The organism is Pseudoalteromonas luteoviolacea, from assembly GCF_001696455.1.
GTDB lineage: Bacteria > Pseudomonadota > Gammaproteobacteria > Enterobacterales > Alteromonadaceae > Pseudoalteromonas > Pseudoalteromonas luteoviolacea_C.
In genome coordinates this window covers 994,151-1,009,521 of record NZ_MAUJ01000001.1, presented here as the reverse complement: position 1 = coordinate 1,009,521, position 15,371 = coordinate 994,151, and the positions used below count along the sequence as shown (strand labels likewise).

Annotated in this window: 12 protein-coding genes; 9 read left to right on the top strand and 3 right to left on the bottom strand. The window is 40.6% G+C overall.

Features of this window, described 5'->3' with window-relative positions:
• Positions 1-192 precede the first annotated feature (192 nt).
• The 4 genes from msrA (at position 193) to A7985_RS04265 (ending at position 4,770) form a co-directional block, all read left to right on the top strand.
• Positions 193-1,401: a peptide-methionine (S)-S-oxide reductase MsrA gene (gene msrA / locus A7985_RS04285; RefSeq protein WP_065790028.1), complete on the top strand. Its 1,209-nt coding sequence runs from the start codon at positions 193-195 to the stop codon at positions 1,399-1,401.
• A 325-nt stretch (positions 1,402-1,726) separates the two neighbouring features.
• On the top strand, positions 1,727-2,290 hold the full coding sequence (locus A7985_RS04280; RefSeq protein WP_065789157.1) for a hypothetical protein: 564 nt from the start codon (positions 1,727-1,729) through the stop codon (positions 2,288-2,290).
• 549 nt (positions 2,291-2,839) lie between these two features.
• Positions 2,840-3,154 (top strand): hypothetical protein, encoded by a 315-nt coding sequence (locus A7985_RS04270; protein WP_065789155.1) that lies wholly within the window; start codon positions 2,840-2,842, stop codon positions 3,152-3,154.
• Positions 3,151-4,770: a PepSY-associated TM helix domain-containing protein gene (locus tag A7985_RS04265; RefSeq protein WP_065789154.1), complete on the top strand. Its 1,620-nt coding sequence runs from the start codon at positions 3,151-3,153 to the stop codon at positions 4,768-4,770. Before A7985_RS04270 ends, A7985_RS04265 begins: the two co-directional genes overlap by 4 nt.
• Positions 4,771-4,804: 34 nt before the next feature.
• Here the strand turns inward: A7985_RS04265 and A7985_RS04260 are convergent, their stop codons facing one another.
• Positions 4,805-6,592, bottom strand: a complete 1,788-nt coding sequence (locus A7985_RS04260) for a sensor domain-containing diguanylate cyclase (protein ID WP_081310419.1) — start codon at positions 6,590-6,592, stop codon at positions 4,805-4,807.
• A 111-nt stretch (positions 6,593-6,703) separates the two neighbouring features.
• Positions 6,704-7,228 carry a TetR/AcrR family transcriptional regulator gene (locus A7985_RS04255; RefSeq protein ID WP_065789153.1) on the bottom strand — a complete coding sequence of 175 codons (525 nt, stop codon included), beginning with the start codon at positions 7,226-7,228 and terminating at the stop codon, positions 6,704-6,706.
• 545 nt (positions 7,229-7,773) lie between these two features.
• Between A7985_RS04255 and purE the strand changes: the two genes are divergently transcribed.
• The 4 genes from purE to A7985_RS04230 all read left to right on the top strand — a co-directional run bounded on the left by purE (position 7,774) and on the right by A7985_RS04230 (position 13,172).
• On the top strand, positions 7,774-8,256 hold the full coding sequence (purE, locus tag A7985_RS04245; RefSeq protein ID WP_065789151.1) for a 5-(carboxyamino)imidazole ribonucleotide mutase: 483 nt from the start codon (positions 7,774-7,776) through the stop codon (positions 8,254-8,256).
• A 1-nt stretch (position 8,257) separates the two neighbouring features.
• The gene (locus tag A7985_RS04240) at positions 8,258-9,406 is read left to right on the top strand and encodes a 5-(carboxyamino)imidazole ribonucleotide synthase (protein ID WP_081310418.1); all 1,149 of its coding nucleotides are present in this window, start codon (positions 8,258-8,260) and stop codon (positions 9,404-9,406) included.
• A 47-nt stretch (positions 9,407-9,453) separates the two neighbouring features.
• Complete coding sequence (locus A7985_RS04235) at positions 9,454-10,410, top strand: YeiH family protein (RefSeq protein ID WP_081310417.1); 957 nt, start codon at positions 9,454-9,456, stop codon at positions 10,408-10,410.
• A 278-nt stretch (positions 10,411-10,688) separates the two neighbouring features.
• Positions 10,689-13,172: a prolyl oligopeptidase family serine peptidase gene (locus A7985_RS04230; protein WP_176716682.1), complete on the top strand. Its 2,484-nt coding sequence runs from the start codon at positions 10,689-10,691 to the stop codon at positions 13,170-13,172.
• 66 nt (positions 13,173-13,238) lie between these two features.
• Here the strand turns inward: A7985_RS04230 and A7985_RS04225 are convergent, their stop codons facing one another.
• On the bottom strand, positions 13,239-14,222 hold the full coding sequence (locus A7985_RS04225; protein ID WP_065789149.1) for a zinc-dependent alcohol dehydrogenase family protein: 984 nt from the start codon (positions 14,220-14,222) through the stop codon (positions 13,239-13,241).
• A 138-nt stretch (positions 14,223-14,360) separates the two neighbouring features.
• Here A7985_RS04225 and A7985_RS04220 point away from each other — a divergent pair, with 138 nt between their 5' ends.
• Positions 14,361-15,251, top strand: a complete 891-nt coding sequence (locus tag A7985_RS04220) for a LysR family transcriptional regulator (protein ID WP_065789148.1) — start codon at positions 14,361-14,363, stop codon at positions 15,249-15,251.
• The last annotated feature ends 120 nt before the right edge of the window (positions 15,252-15,371 follow it).

Genomic DNA, 15,371 nt, shown 5'->3' with positions numbered 1-15,371 from the left:
ATTCTTGAGAACTCATATGTTCAATTACAAATTTCTTTAGCTGGTCCAAATTAGCAATGTGATTGAAATGGATTTTACGGATGTACGGTCTGATTAGTCAGATAAACAAAATTAAGGAGCATATGTGTGAAAAGTAATCTAATCGTTGCTTTTGTACTAAGCTGTCACGCTTTTAGCGCTTTTGGCACTGAGATGCCTAAGCCCCGGATGAACAATGCCAGCGTGAACGTAAAAACCATTGTCTTGGGTTCAGGATGTTTTTGGGGGCCAGAGAAACGCTACGAAGCGATGACGGGTGTGATTGACGCAGAGTCAGGTTATGCGGATGGAAAAGGCTTTAAAGCGACCTATAAAAATATCATTAGTTCTCAAAGACGATTTGATAACAACAATTACGCGGAAGTAGTAAAAGTTACGTATAACGCGAACATGTTATCGACTGAAAGTTTATTAAAGGCATACTTTGAAAGCCATGACCCAACACAAAAAAACAGACAAGGAAATGATGTAGGCACGCAGTATAGATCTGTGATTCTATTCGATAATGAGGAACAAAAAGAGACTGCATTTCGCCTTAAATCAGAATATCAACTGCTGTTACAGCAAAAAGGGTATGGCGATATTCAAACAAAAATAAAGCCTCTTAAAAAGTTTTATCCTGCAGAAGAGTATCATCAAAACTATTTAGCAAAGAATCCAAATGGGTATTGCCCCGATCATAGTACTGGTGTGACTTTTAATCGGTTGGAAAATAAATCGAAAGTAGACAATAAAGAACTGTTAACTGGAAAACATATCGTAGTGCTAGATTCAAGAAGTTACTGTCCGTATTGCGAAAAGTTCAAGAAAAATGTCGTGAACGATTATCAAGGTTCAATTCCTTTACACTATCGTTACGCTGACCAGTTAGATGAGCTGAATATTATGTCGGCAACTTGGGCAACACCCACCATCATCTTGATTGAAAATGGTAAGGAAGTGACAGGCTTTCAAGGCTATATGGATAGGAAAACATTTTATGAAGTGTTGGGTGCGTTCAAGCTAGGTAAGTCAGAAGCGTTTGATATAGCATTTCAAAAAGGGACTGAACGGCCGTTTTGTAAGCAATACGACATCTTTAAAAACACACCGGATGGTATATTCACTGATAAATTGAGCGGCGCTCCATTGTTTGATACACGAGATAGATTCAATTCTGGCACTGGCTGGTTATCTTTCAAACACCCAGTAAAAGGCAGTGTTACTTATCACAAAGATTTAAGTCATGGTATGGTGAGAACGGAGATCCGCTCAAAGTCGTCAGGCATTCACCTTGGTCACGTATTTAAAAAAGAAGGTCCAAATGGTACCGATAGATACTGTATCAATGCCACAGTCCTAGACTTTAAAGCGCGAGGTTAAAGATACCCATTCCAGCAATTAGCCCATTGTTTGTGGCGACAAAGGGCTATTACCTTAAAACTCTAATTTATAATGACTGTTAGGACCCGTTCGAATGTCCGAACATATTCTTAACCGGCTTTTCTATGTTATATAAATTAGTTGTAATTGTTACTTAGGCCCCTGAAGAAGCTTTGAAAAGTACAGCCAGTTTTTTATTGTCAAACAGAGAGAAGTTAATTATCTTGTGTGACAATTAGAATGGTAAATAACCTTTCTGTTTTTTTGGGAGTTTTATGTTCAATTTGAGCTCATTGTATGATGTTCAGGCTATAAGGCCTCTGTTTTGGTAGAGGCGTTAGAACTTTTTAGGGCTACATTTGCCTCTATCAATCATTTTCTTATGTACGGCCTTCTTTTGTTACTGCCTTTTTATTTAATTAAGTGGCGTGTGCAGCTTTTATCTCTGATAAAAACGAAAGAAGGGGATGTTATAACTCATCAACAAGCTTGTTGGTGCATTGCCGCTTTGATGGCAGTGGTAAGTTGGTTTGGTAGTGTTTATACAGACAATTTAGTACTTGGATTGTCGACTGATTACATCATTAAAAGGAAGCTATTCTATTTATGTAAAATGTTGTTTGTATTGTTCGCTGCCGCTTCATTGTATGCACTTCATTGGTTCAGCCAAGTTCAGATAGAACAACCGTCTAAGTTATTTGTTTACATGCTAATTAATAACCTGACACTTTGTTTTATTCAATTCATACTGCGAGGCTATGAAATCACAGAATTATTTAATGGCCCGTATGTTTTTATAGCTATGGCAGTTCAAACGGTAGTTCATTTGTATATTGTCTGTTATCCATATCGCGAGATATTGTCAAAAAAGATACGGCTTAAGCAGTGATTCTTAATGGGGTGGTTAATAGCTCCCCAATTTTTTCAGGATTGGATATTTTTAGAATACATAAATCTTGAGTGTATTAGCCTATCTCAGCGCTGCCAATTAAATAAACCTGTCCAGATAATGAGTCTGTTTTTTAAATACATAAAGCGCTAACTTGCGCTTCAATACGAAATTTATGAACAATTTCATTAAGCCTAACTTTTGTAATAATAACCATTATCATTAAGTCCCCAATTTGTATATACTTGCAGCACCATTTAAAGATGCATAATAAGAAACAAGGAGCACGCGTTTGTATTCTTTTTTGATCGTATTACTGGTATCTGCTGGCACACTTCTACTTTATCTAGCAAACCGACACCAACGCCTCGTTAAAAAGCCTCTTACTTATTTATTTAAGCCGGTTGGGTACATGTTCCTTTTGCTTGGTGGCGTAACTGCTTTAATAAACTTTTCAGTTTCCGCAGGCGTGTTTGTTTGGTTAATGCTTTTAATGACAACGTTGTTTAGCATTCCCTTGACTGTTTTACTGCTGAAGCGAGGCCAGTAATGGCAAGGAATGAAGGAAAAATTCAACCTCATTGGTGGAGCAAAACGTTCGCCGGTATCATTGCTGGTTTTCTTTTAAGTATCGGAATAGTCGGTATTTTTGCATGGCTCGGTCCAGATGGTTTGACGCAACCCATTTCTGAAGAAACACGCCTTTGGAAAACGCAGTTTAACATGTGGGTCATTACACCAATTTGGTTAACTATTTTGAGCTTTGTCTATTTATTTAGAACTGGCGTTCAAGCTTGGTGCTGGCTCGGTGGTTTAGCGACATTAACTATTGTTATCGTAGCTTGCTTAAGGGGACTTTTATGAAGATAAGCGCTGACATTCTTAGAACATACCAAAGTGTGCACACATGGACTGGCATAACGGCGGGGTTGTTATTATTTATCGGTTTTTTCGCAGGTGCCTTAACGATGTTTGGGAGTGCTATTGATGATTGGGCGACGCCTCCTGATTATCAACTGATGCAAGTGCCACAGGGTCAACACGATGCCTTATTACGAAAGGCATTTACTGAACATCCAGATACGCTAAAAAATATTACCATTAGTTTCGAAGAGGGGAGCTCACCAATCTACTGGTACGGCCGTGGTTCTGCCCGAGGGTTTTCTCTTGATGACCAGATGTGGCACGCCACTTTGGATACCCAAGGCCAATTGGTATCTGAACTGCGTCATGTGAACGAGCTCTCAATGCTGATTGATTATCTGCACCGTTCGGCTGGGATTATAGGTGAAATCGGACATGATCAGGCCGGAGTATATGTGCTTGGTATTGCGGCATTCTTATACTTTATAGCACTTGTTTCTGGTGTAATATTTCTCTTACCAAGCCTAGTAAAAAGCTTTTTTGCACTACGCAAAGAAAAAGGTGCCAGCCGCTTTTGGCTAGACAGCCACAATTTAGTCGGGATTGCGAGCCTACCATTTCACATCATTATTGCTATTACGGTCGTGGTATTTTCATTTCATGATTTGTTTTATGATGGCTTAAGTCAAGTTTATGGTAATAAACCATTATTTGGTGGAGATGAGCATCACCAAGAAGTCCGTTACGACATAAACGCTTTGCCTAATTTAAGTGAAATTCAAAAACGCGTAGAGCAATACGCACCTGGCTACGAGATTAAAAGTATTAATTTTAGAGGCCTGTCCGGTAAACATCCTTCAGCTAGCGTGGCTATCGTAAGTGACGACTCATTGATGCGAGGTCCACATAACGACTTCTTGTTTATGCACCCTTTTACTTTAGAAATAGATACAAGCAGTGTAACAAATGGTCAGGGTGAACAAGGCGTTTGGGGAACTGTAGTGACGACTTTCTTTGGTCTTCACTTTGGTAGTTATGGTGGCGAATTGGGCCGTTGGTTGTATTTTATTATGGGCCTAGGCGGCGCTTTTTTATTTTACAGTGGCAACTTAATTTGGCTTGAAAAGAGGCGCAAGAAACAACAGAGTGCGCAAAGTAAGTCTAGTAAATTTATGGCAAACCTTACCGTTGGCGTTTGCCTAGGAAGTGCCATAGGAATTGCAGGGGCTTTTGCTTTAAGTAAATGGTTGACGCTGGGTACTTGGAATATCAATGTCGCATATATGTGGATATATTACAGTTTGTTTTTTGCTGCGCTAACCGGGGCGTTTACTCTAGGTGCTGCAAGATTCAGTATTATTGGCCTCTATGTCTTTTCAGCATTATGTTTAATCGTACCTTTAACATCGCTATGGGGTTTGGCGCTGCCAAATGCGGGGATCTGGGTACCTAATTCGTTAGCTGACTTTGGCATTGAAGCTGGCGCAATTGGTTTTGCTTTGGCTGGCATGTTAGCCTGTAAAAGAGTAAAACACAGGGTGTACCACGGAGAGGAAAATAGCATTTGGTATTGCCAAAAGCTTACATCAAAAGTCTCTTCTGCACATCTTGCTTGAATGGTGTGAGAGCCAGTAGAAAAGCTGCTGGCTCTTAAGTATCTAATGTAGAGCCGAGAGAAACTTGGTTTCTACCATGCTGCTTTGCGAAATAGAGCGCCATATCGGCTTGTTTAATCAACTTATGGGGCTCCAAATCATGCCCCCAACCAGTTGTTACACCAATACTCACCGTCATTTTTATAGCGCACTCATCAAACCTGACCGCGGTAGCTTGTGTTCTTTTCCTGATTATTTCTCCTAACTCAAGCGCATCGTGTTCATTGCATTCAGGCAACAAAATACAAAACTCCTCACCGCCATAGCGCGAAACTGTATCTCCGGCTCTAGTGCACGCTCCTTTCAATACGCTCGCGACTTGTATAAGACATTTATCACCGCATTGGTGACCGTACGTATCGTTCACCTTTTTGAAGTGATCGATATCAACCATTAAAAGGCTTATGGAATGACCGAACCGCTTTGCACGTAAGCACTCTGTGTTCAGCGCCTCATTGAGGCTTCTGCGGTTAAAAACCTGAGTCAGTTCATCTATTCTTGAGGTATGTTTCAGTTTGTCATATGCGTCCTGCAGTTCTCTTGTGCGTGATTCTACTTCAACTTCTAATAATTGATTGGCCTTTCTAATTTCTGACATACTCTTAGCTTGAGCAATAAACCTTTTTTTTCTTTCGGAATTAATGCGCTCGGCCATTGCGAAAGACAAACATGCGACTTCGATTGAAGTGCCAATGGTTAAAGCGTGCTCAGTAAACCAATTACTTGGCAAAAAATTAAATTTGTTTGCCGCCAGAATAATGCCACCACAGAGTGCTGCATTCCATGCAAGGGAATAGTATGTTGAAAAATGAGAGCCCTCGAAAAGGCGGACAGTCCGGGTGATGACCCCCCAAATACAGGCTATTGAAGCATAGGTGATTATCACGCGGATCATGACGCTATAGCTAAAATACATTGACAGAAATAACAATGAAACGCCAACAAGAGCAATTGACACGCAGCCATAATAAAGTATCTGGCTATTTTTCCTGAGCTCCAAAAGCCTGACTATAAATAAAGTACCAGCTAGAACTGCTGAGATTAAAAAGAATAAAATTGATTGATCATTCCACCAAAGGCTATCTTGCCAAAGGTAGCGAAACCCAAGGCCTGAGAGGCTGAGGTAGAACGCAATAATCGCACTGACATAAACAACATAATAAAGAAAAGTCTTATCTTTGAGTGAGAAGTACATTAACAGATTGTATATAGCCATAACACTCATCAAGCCAAAGTAAATGCCTAAGAACAGCATATTGAACTGATCTGTTTCATAGAAGCTTTGCTGCGACCATAAGTTAAGCGGTACTTGCAGTGCGCTAGAGGAAGCAACTTTAATGTACAATTCGAGGGGCCCAGATATCTCTTGAGATATGGGAATTAAGTAGTTGTGATGCTGAATAAGCCGGTCTGAAAACGTTTGTTTGTCACCTAGTTTTGTGTAACTGATAACTTCATCTTGTTTCATTAGGTATAGCTTTAAGCTATCAAGCACCGGGTATGCTATCTCGATGATATATGCCTGATTTACATCTGGAATAGTAAACTGAACTTTTATCCAATAGTGATCAGATGTATATCCTAAGTTTAAGTTGTCTGATTTGTTTTCGCTCCACGACGAATCAGGCAAAGACAATACGTCGACAATGCCAAAGTCATTGTCTTGGACATATTTGCTTTGAGAGCTGAGGTTAACATAATTATTGGTTTGGTTAGCATTTAAAAGCTCATTGCCACTGACAACCCAACCACAGCATAGTAAAAACACTAAAAAGATTTTCACGATAGAAGCAGAACTTTGTCTTACAGCGCATTGTAAAGCTTAGGAGGGGAATCTTGATTGGGCAAACGTGTTTGTTATCTATATCTAACTAGAACACATCATACATAAGCTTTACGTATGAATCATTTGCAGTTTTGCTGTTAATATGGACACCATTTGTACAGACGACAGGTCTTCATTATTCAAGCCATGGAGTAGGGTCATAAAATAGCAATCCATCATAGCTGAAGCTTTCATATCATCATATTTATGACCCTCAAAAAGCATTTGCTTGAAGCTATCGACTTGCTGTTCGAAGTATTGGCTGTGCCACATCAGGTCCTTCAACAGCTCTTTGCTGAATGCGCGGTTTTCACAATAAAAGCTGTAGAGGTATTTAGCATAGTGTCGCAACCTTAGCCTAGGGCTTGTTTGCTCGTTCTCGACATGAGCCTTTGCGATCACCATATCAATTTGTTGATGCATGGCCAGTTTCAAAATATCGATTTTATTAGGGAAGTGACTAAAAACAGTGCCGGTTGCAACAGAAGCGTGCGTTGCAATTTGTCTCGTTGTGGTTTCTGCATAGCCAAATTCCTGAAAAAGCTGCCAGCTTACGTCAAGAATTTTTTGTGCGGTTTTTTCTCTTTTTTTCATATTAAATCAATGTTTTGTGAACTATGTGGAGGATACCACAAAACGCTCAGAATGTAATAAATATATCTTTAACTTGACCAAATTGAGCGCGCTCACATAATATAATGAGCGCGCTCAATTATTAAGGAGATAGTGTGATGATAATGCGAATTTTGGGGTCTTTAATTTTTCTGCCTTTTATCTTTTTCTATAGTTATGTACTGGGGCCAGTGTTAAAAGTTGTTCTTTTGCCAGGAGGTTTGGCATTGTTGTTTTTGATACTCGGACCTAAATCGTTTAAAGCGCATTGGAAAGCGGCTTATAAAGGTACTACACAGCCAAAACTTACAGCGCTAAAAAGTTAGCCTAATCACTCGTTATTGCTCTTGGGCTGGTCATAAAAACCAACGCAATCCCATATATTTATGACGAAAAGCCGCTCTTTGCGGTTTTTTATCTTTATGCTGTTCGCTTTAACTTTTCTCTCGGGTATAATACATGCGATTTCGGCGCAACCCCTTTAGCGCTGTAGTAAGTATCGTTTAATTTAGAATTGAGGAAATATTATGACGGTTGGCATTATCATGGGTTCAAAATCTGATTGGCCTACAATGCAACATGCGGCGGATATGTTAGATAAGTTTGGCATCGAATATGAAACAAAGGTAGTTTCTGCTCATCGCACTCCTCAATTATTGGCCGATTATGCAACGAACGCGGCAGAGCGTGGTATTAAAGTCATCATTGCGGGTGCAGGTGGTGCAGCGCATTTACCTGGTATGGCAGCGGCTTTCACAAGCCTACCTGTTTTAGGTGTACCGGTAAAATCAAAAACACTAAATGGGGTAGACTCACTACTTTCAATTTGCCAAATGCCTAAAGGTGTTGCTGTCGGTACTTTAGCAATTGGTGACGCTGGTGCAGCAAATGCAGGTTTATTAGCCGCGCAAATTTTGGGCTGTCAGCAACCAGAGATTTTTGAAAAAGTTGAAGCGTTCCGCAAAGCGCAAACAGAAACAATTTTAGCTAATCCAAATCCAGCAGAATAATATGAGAGTCTTAGTATTAGGCGCTGGACAGCTGGCGAGAATGATGAGTCTTTCATCGACTCACTTAGGCATAGAGGTTTTGGCTTACGATGTGAGTACAAAACAAGTCATAAACCCCGTAACTTTTGAAGTGTCAGATTCAACGCTTGAACAAGAGGTTGCGCAGTCGTTTGCTATCACTGCCGAGTTTGAACATATCCCTGAAGACGTTCTAACAATCTGTGAATCGAGCGGTAAGTTCTACCCAGGCGCTCAATCTATCGCGACTGGCGGTGATCGCAGCAAAGAAAAAGCATTATTAGACAACACACAAGTTCCATGCGCGCCTTATGCGTTAATAACAGAGAAAAACCACTTTTTAGCTGCCGTGGAAAAACTAGGTATGCCATTGGTCATCAAAACCTGTCAAGCTGGGTATGATGGCAAAGGTCAATGGCGACTGAAATCAGAAGATGAGATTGATCAAATCTGGTCTGAAATGGAAAGCTTTATTGCATCGGGTACAGTCAGTACACCACACTCGATTATTGCAGAAAAAATGATCCCATTTGACAGAGAAGTTTCTATCATCGGGGTTCGAAGCAAAAATGGCGAGTGTAAAGTTTATCCACTGACTGAAAACCAGCATACAAATGGCGTGTTAACTTTGTCTATTGCAGGCAAAGAGAAAGCTGCAATTCAAGAACAAGCTGAATCTGCATTTCAAAAGCTAGCAACAGAGTTAGATTATGTTGGCGTTTTGGCCATTGAGTTTTTCGATGTTGGCGGTCAGCTATTGGTCAATGAAATTGCGCCTCGAGTTCATAATTCAGGCCATTGGACGCAGCAGGGTTGCCATACTAGTCAGTTTGAAAACCATATGCGTGCTATTACTGGTTTACCAACTGGTTGTACTAAACTCGTGCGCCCAACTGCGATGATCAACGTGCTTGGCCAGCAATCTATACCCCACACAGTGTTGACAGTAGCAGGCTGTACTAGCCACTGGTATGGAAAAGAAGCAAAACCAGGAAGAAAAATGGGGCACATAAATGTCTCAGCAGACAATCTTCACCAATTGGGTGAAAGGTTAGCTGAATTGGCGGACATACTGCCAGAGGATGATTATCCTGGAGTGCTAGACACCAGTCATGCACTAATTCTAAACTAGAAAAAGCCGAGCTAAAGCTCGGCTTTTTTATTACAAGTGTAATTAATATGCTTATGACTAACTTCTTCAAATCAAACAACTCCCTTGTTTTAAAAATTTCGTTTGTAGCGTTATTTTTATTTTGTGTAACACCCCTGATAGGTTCAGCCTTAGCGTTATTTTTAGGAATAGGCTTTGCTATATTTCTTAAAAACCCGTTTGAAGAGCAAAGCGCTACACTTTCAAAGTGGCTTCTAAAAATATCTGTTGTTGGCTTAGGATTTAATGTAGATGTTATGCAAGTCATTGAAGTCGGGCGTAGCTCTCTGGTGCTAACCATAGTGAGCATCACCGCGATCATTGGGCTTGGTGAAATTTTAACGCAGCTTTTTAAGCTTAATCGTAATACCGGCACGCTCATTTCTTTTGGAACGGCAATTTGCGGTGGCAGTGCTATCGCAGCGATGGCACCAGTTATAAAAGCTAAGCAAGATGAAATTGCCGTTGCTTTGGCGATTGTCTTTTCACTGAATGCGGTTGGTTTGTTAATTTTCCCCTGGCTTGGGCATTACTTTGAATTGACTGAAAGCCAGTTTGCTTTGTGGAGCGCATTAGCAATTCACGACACCAGCAGTGTGGTCGGTGCGGCTGCGGCTTATGGACCAGTGGCTTTGGCAATGGCAACCACGATAAAGCTAACACGCGCCATGTGGATTGTACCTTATACAGCTTTAGCCGGGGTATTTTGGCGCTCTGAAGAGCGGGCAAGCATCCCTTTATTTATTATTGGCTTTTTATTAGCTGCTGCAATTAACACGATGCTCCCTGATTTGCAGCCTGTTTGGAATACATGTTATTCCATAGCGAAAGAACTGCTCGTAGGCACCTTGTTTTTAATTGGAGCAGGTATATCGAAACAAGTGTTGAAGCAGTGCGGTTGGCAACCTTTTGTAATGGCATTAGTTTTATGGGTCATCGTGAGTTCGATACTGCTATTACTAATTTTTGACGGATTTATTCAATAAATTTACTAAATTTTTTTGAACTTTTTTAAATGACTCAAGTCAGAGTTAATGAGGCTTGGATATGCCTCATTTCATACTCGTTGTCCATCAACGACTATGTGAGCGCAGAGAGTATTTGGCCAGTATCTTTACTGGCCTTTTTTTATCTAAAAAGTGTGTTAGCCAACCTAAACTTAGCCACCAAGCTAAAAACTTTGTTTATTTATCTTAAACCAGTCGAATGTTGCTCTATCTTCTGATTAAATTAGCCTGATTTATAAATTAAAAGAAGAGCTCTGATGAAAAAATCCCTTTTGAGCATTGCTGTAGCAGGATTACTGCTAACAGGCTGTCAAACAACAAGTCAAACTTCTCACAAAGAAGTTGCTACTAATGCACCAGTGGTAGCACCAGTTGTACAAACCCCTTTAGATTTTGGTAGTGAAAATATCACCCTAGAACAAGCGATGGCGGATCCAGACTGGATTAGTCGTACACCAGAAGGCGCATTTTGGGGAGCCGATAGCAGCACTATTTATTTCAACCAAAAGCAAAAAGGTAATCAATTAAGAGATACTTTTGCAATTGATAGCAATAAAGGAATCGACCAAGTAACGCTTAAAAGCTTACACGAGATAGGTAATGGCAGCGCTATTTATTCAAATGATGGACGTTTTCAAGCTTACACATTCAAAGGTAATATCTTTGTAAAAGATCTTCGTACCAATGCCACAAAACAGCTCACTAAGACTTCAGCGCAAGAGAGTATAGTGCAGTTCATGCTCTCTGGTGAGTTGGCTTATCGTGTAGATAACACGTTTTTCTCTGTCAATGTTGAAACGGGTCTAACGACCGAATTGGTTAAGCTTCATAAAGGGGACAAACCAAAGGGAACGCAAGAGCCAAGTACCTATATTGCAAAAGAACAGCACAAGCTAATCGATTATGTCGCACTAACGCATAAAAATGCTTTGGATGCAGAGGCGCGTAAAGCTGAAATCAATAACCAAAACCCGTCTTTAGATAACAAGCATATCTACATAGGCGAAGGTAAAAACCTTGTTGAAGCGAGCCTTTCTCCTAAAGGTGACAAGCTGATTGTGGTTGTTAGTGAGCATAATGTTTACTCTCAATCCACAGAAAAAGACATGATGCCAAATTATATTGGCCAAGATGGTAACATCGATCCTGTTCCTGCTCGTAGCCGTGTTGCAGATAACACGCCTGTAGAAGTTGAAGTTATTTATGTAGATTTAGCGACTGATACTCAAAAGTCGGTTGGTTTTGAAACTCTGCCTGGTTTTGACGAAGATGTATTGGCTGCTGTCAGAAAAGAAAACGCAGAAGCAATAGGCGAAAGTTATAAATCTGAAAAGTCGCCGCGCGCAATCAAATTAATGCGTGATTGGTACTGGTCTCAATCACCTATTCAATGGAATAGTGCCGGTGACCAAGTCGCTTTGATGTTTAAGGCATGGGACAATAAAGACCGTTGGCTTACTACAATGGATTTTGAAAAAGGTGAGTTAACGCCACAACACAGGCTTCATGATAGTGCTTGGGTAAACTACGCATACAATGATTTTGGTTGGTTAAATGGCGAAGATTCGCTGTACTTCCTATCTGAAGAAAGCGGTTATAGTCACTTATATGTAAAACCAATTGATGGCAAAGCGACACAACTCACTTCTGGTAAATTTGTTGTTTCAGAACCGAAACTGACAAAAGACAACAGCCAGTTTTTCTTTAAAGCGAATGTTGATCACCCTGGTATTTACGAAGTTTACTCTGTAGATGTCAAAACGAAAAAGCAAGAAGCCATTACTGATTTGAATGGTATGACTGACTTTTCACTGAGCCCAGACGAGTCAAAGCTTTTACTTAGGCACTCAACCATCATGATGCCAACTGAGCTGTATGTTGCAGATGCAAAACCGGGAGCTCAGCCTAAGCGTCTAACTAATACAGTATCTGATGATTTCTTAAATAAAAAGTTAATTGCACCTAAAATCGTAGCAGTACCATCAAGCCATACTGATGAGCCTATTTATGCAAAAGTGTATTATCCAGCAGATTACAAACCTGGTGAAACCGGTAAAAAACGTAAAGCTGTAATCTTTAACCACGGTGCTGGTTATTTGCAAAACTCTCACATGGGTTGGTCTGTATACTTCCGTGAATTTATGTTCCATTCATTGCTGGCAAGTGAAGGCTATGTCGTGATGGATATGGACTATCGCGCATCTAAAGGCTATGGCCGTGATTGGAGAACAGCGATTTATCGCCAGATGGGAACACCTGAAATTCAAGACTTGGCAGACGGTGTTAAGTGGATGGCAGAAAATGCGAACGTCGACGAGGGCTCTGTAGGTACTTATGGCGGATCATACGGCGGTTTCATGACTTTCATGGCACTGTTTACGCAACCTGAACTGTTCCAAGCGGGTGCTGCACTTCGTCCAGTGACAGATTGGGCATATTATAACGACCCGTATACATCCAACATTCTAAACCGTCCAGCAGATGATCCTATCGCTTATAGACGAAGCTCACCAATCTACTTCGCCGAAGGCCTGAACAAGCCAATGCTGATTAACGCCCCGATGATTGATGACAACGTGTTCTTCCAAGATGTCGTGCGCTTGGTACAACGCCTAATTGAGCTTGAGAAAGAAAACTATGAAACGGCAATTTATCCAGTAGAGCCTCATGGTTTTGTTCAACCATCAAGCTGGTTAGACGAATACCGTCGAATTTATAAGTTGTTTAAAGAAAACTTATAAACCAGCAAAGAAAGCCAGCATTACGCTGGCTTTTTTCTAAGTCGCATAGCAGCAGTTGATGGTTTTTTATTTCTTCATTGTCAAAGCTATTTTTCCGACAGCTTGGCCTGAGTGATAGCGCTCATGTGCTTTAGCAACTTCCCATATTGAGAAGTCACTTTTATCAATTAAAGGCTTAATCACACCTTTGTCTACGAGTGTAGAAATATACGCTAATATTTTGCCATGCGATTCGCGGTTGATGCCGTTTATTAAAGGTATAAGCATGAGCACGCTGTGCAAACTCAAACTTTTAAGTGCGACTTGTAATGTATCGTCTATTGGCAAGGTTGTCGCTACATTACCGTTTATCCGAGCAGCTTCAAAGCTGTGCTGGATATTTTTACCGGCAATGGTATCAAATACTGCATCGAACCCGACGCCGCCTGTTAATTTTTCAACGTATTCGGAGACTGTTTGTTCTTCAACATTGATAATATTGTCTGCATTTAGGGTGTTGGCGACACTTAAGTTTCGTGGTTTTACTGTGGCAGATACCGTAGCACCGAAATATTTAGCTAGTTGTATTGCAAGATGTCCAACGCCGCCCGTGGCACCGTGGATCAAAATGTGATCACCTGATTGTATCTTCAGTTTGTCATGCAATGCTTCCCATGCGGTTATTGCGACAAGGGGGAGCGCAGCGGCTTCTTTCATGGACAGTGTTGTCGGTTTGTGCGCCATTAATCTAGCATCAACCAGCATATATTCGCAAAGCGCACCATTAATGCCAGAAATTCCACCTGCACAGCCATAGACTGCGTCACCAATTCTGAAATTTGTGACGTCTTCACCGACTTCAATAACGGTACCTGCTACGTCTCCGTGAAGAATCTCAGGTAGGTTATCAGACCAAGGGGTTTCAGTTGATCGTAGCATGGTATCGAGCGGGTTAACACTCGTTGCTTTGACTTCAATGACCAAGTGCCCAGATTTAATTCTTGGCTTCTCGCGTTCTTCGAGTTGAAATACGTCGCTACTACCAAGTTCTTTAATTACCATCGCTTTCATTTTGATATCTCTTTATCGAATTAGGCGTTGATTCTAAATTTTGTCATCAGAGCAATCCATATGTCATATAGCAAAGTAATTTTGCTTATAAAGCAATAGTGGGTTAGCCTGAAAACAAATAAGTTTTTAGGACTCAGCATGAGCACGATAAATCGACTTACGTATTTCAATTGTGTTGTAGAGACAAAAAGCATCTCTCTATCTAGTAAGTACTTAGATGTTCAGCCTTCTTCAATTTCTAGGCAATTAGCAGCACTAGAGGAAGAACTTGGCGTGCGATTACTAAACAGGACAACAAGAAGTATTGGGTTAACAGAAGCTGGTACCAAATACTATGAGTACTCTCAAAGAATTGTTGCTGAACTTCAAGAAGCGAAACAAGTAGTCAACGAACTTAAAGAGAACCCATCTGGTACTTTAAGATTGAGTATGACAGTAGGGTTTGGAGAATGTATTGTGCTGCCGCTGATCCCAACGTTTAAAAAACGATTTCCAAATGTAGACATCGAGATAGAACTTACAGAGCGTGTCGTAGATTTGGTTGATGAAAATATAGATATTGCGATCAGAAGCGGTCGTCTACCAGATTCAACCCTTGTATCGAAGCGACTCGCGTCTAATAATTTTGTGATCTGTGCAAGCCCAAGATACCTTGAAACGCATGGGGAGCCTCAACTTCCCGATGACCTGGAGCATTTCACCTGTATAAAATATAGTTACCGAGGTTGGCGAGATTGGTTCCTTATCAAAGATAAACCAACCAAACTTGCGATTGGCAAAGGGATGTCAATCAATTCTGTAAATGGTCAAAAGCAACTGTTGATGAATGATGCCGGGATTGCACTGATCCCTTTGTGGGCAGTTAAAAAGGAACTAAAAGACGGTGTGTTGGTACAGCTACTTAATCAGTACACATTTAGTCCTTATGAAACGCTTAGTTCAACATATGCCATTTATTTAAAGCGTGAATTATTGGCACCCAAAACGAGGGCTTTTTTAGACTATTTGGCCAGTAACATCCCGCAGTAATTTGCCTAAGCGACAACATGTCTGTCATGTTTGCTCTATATTATTAGAGCGCTTATTTTATTCAGATACGTTACGTTGTTATCGAGTCTGATCATATGTATTTAAGCGAAATTCGTCATG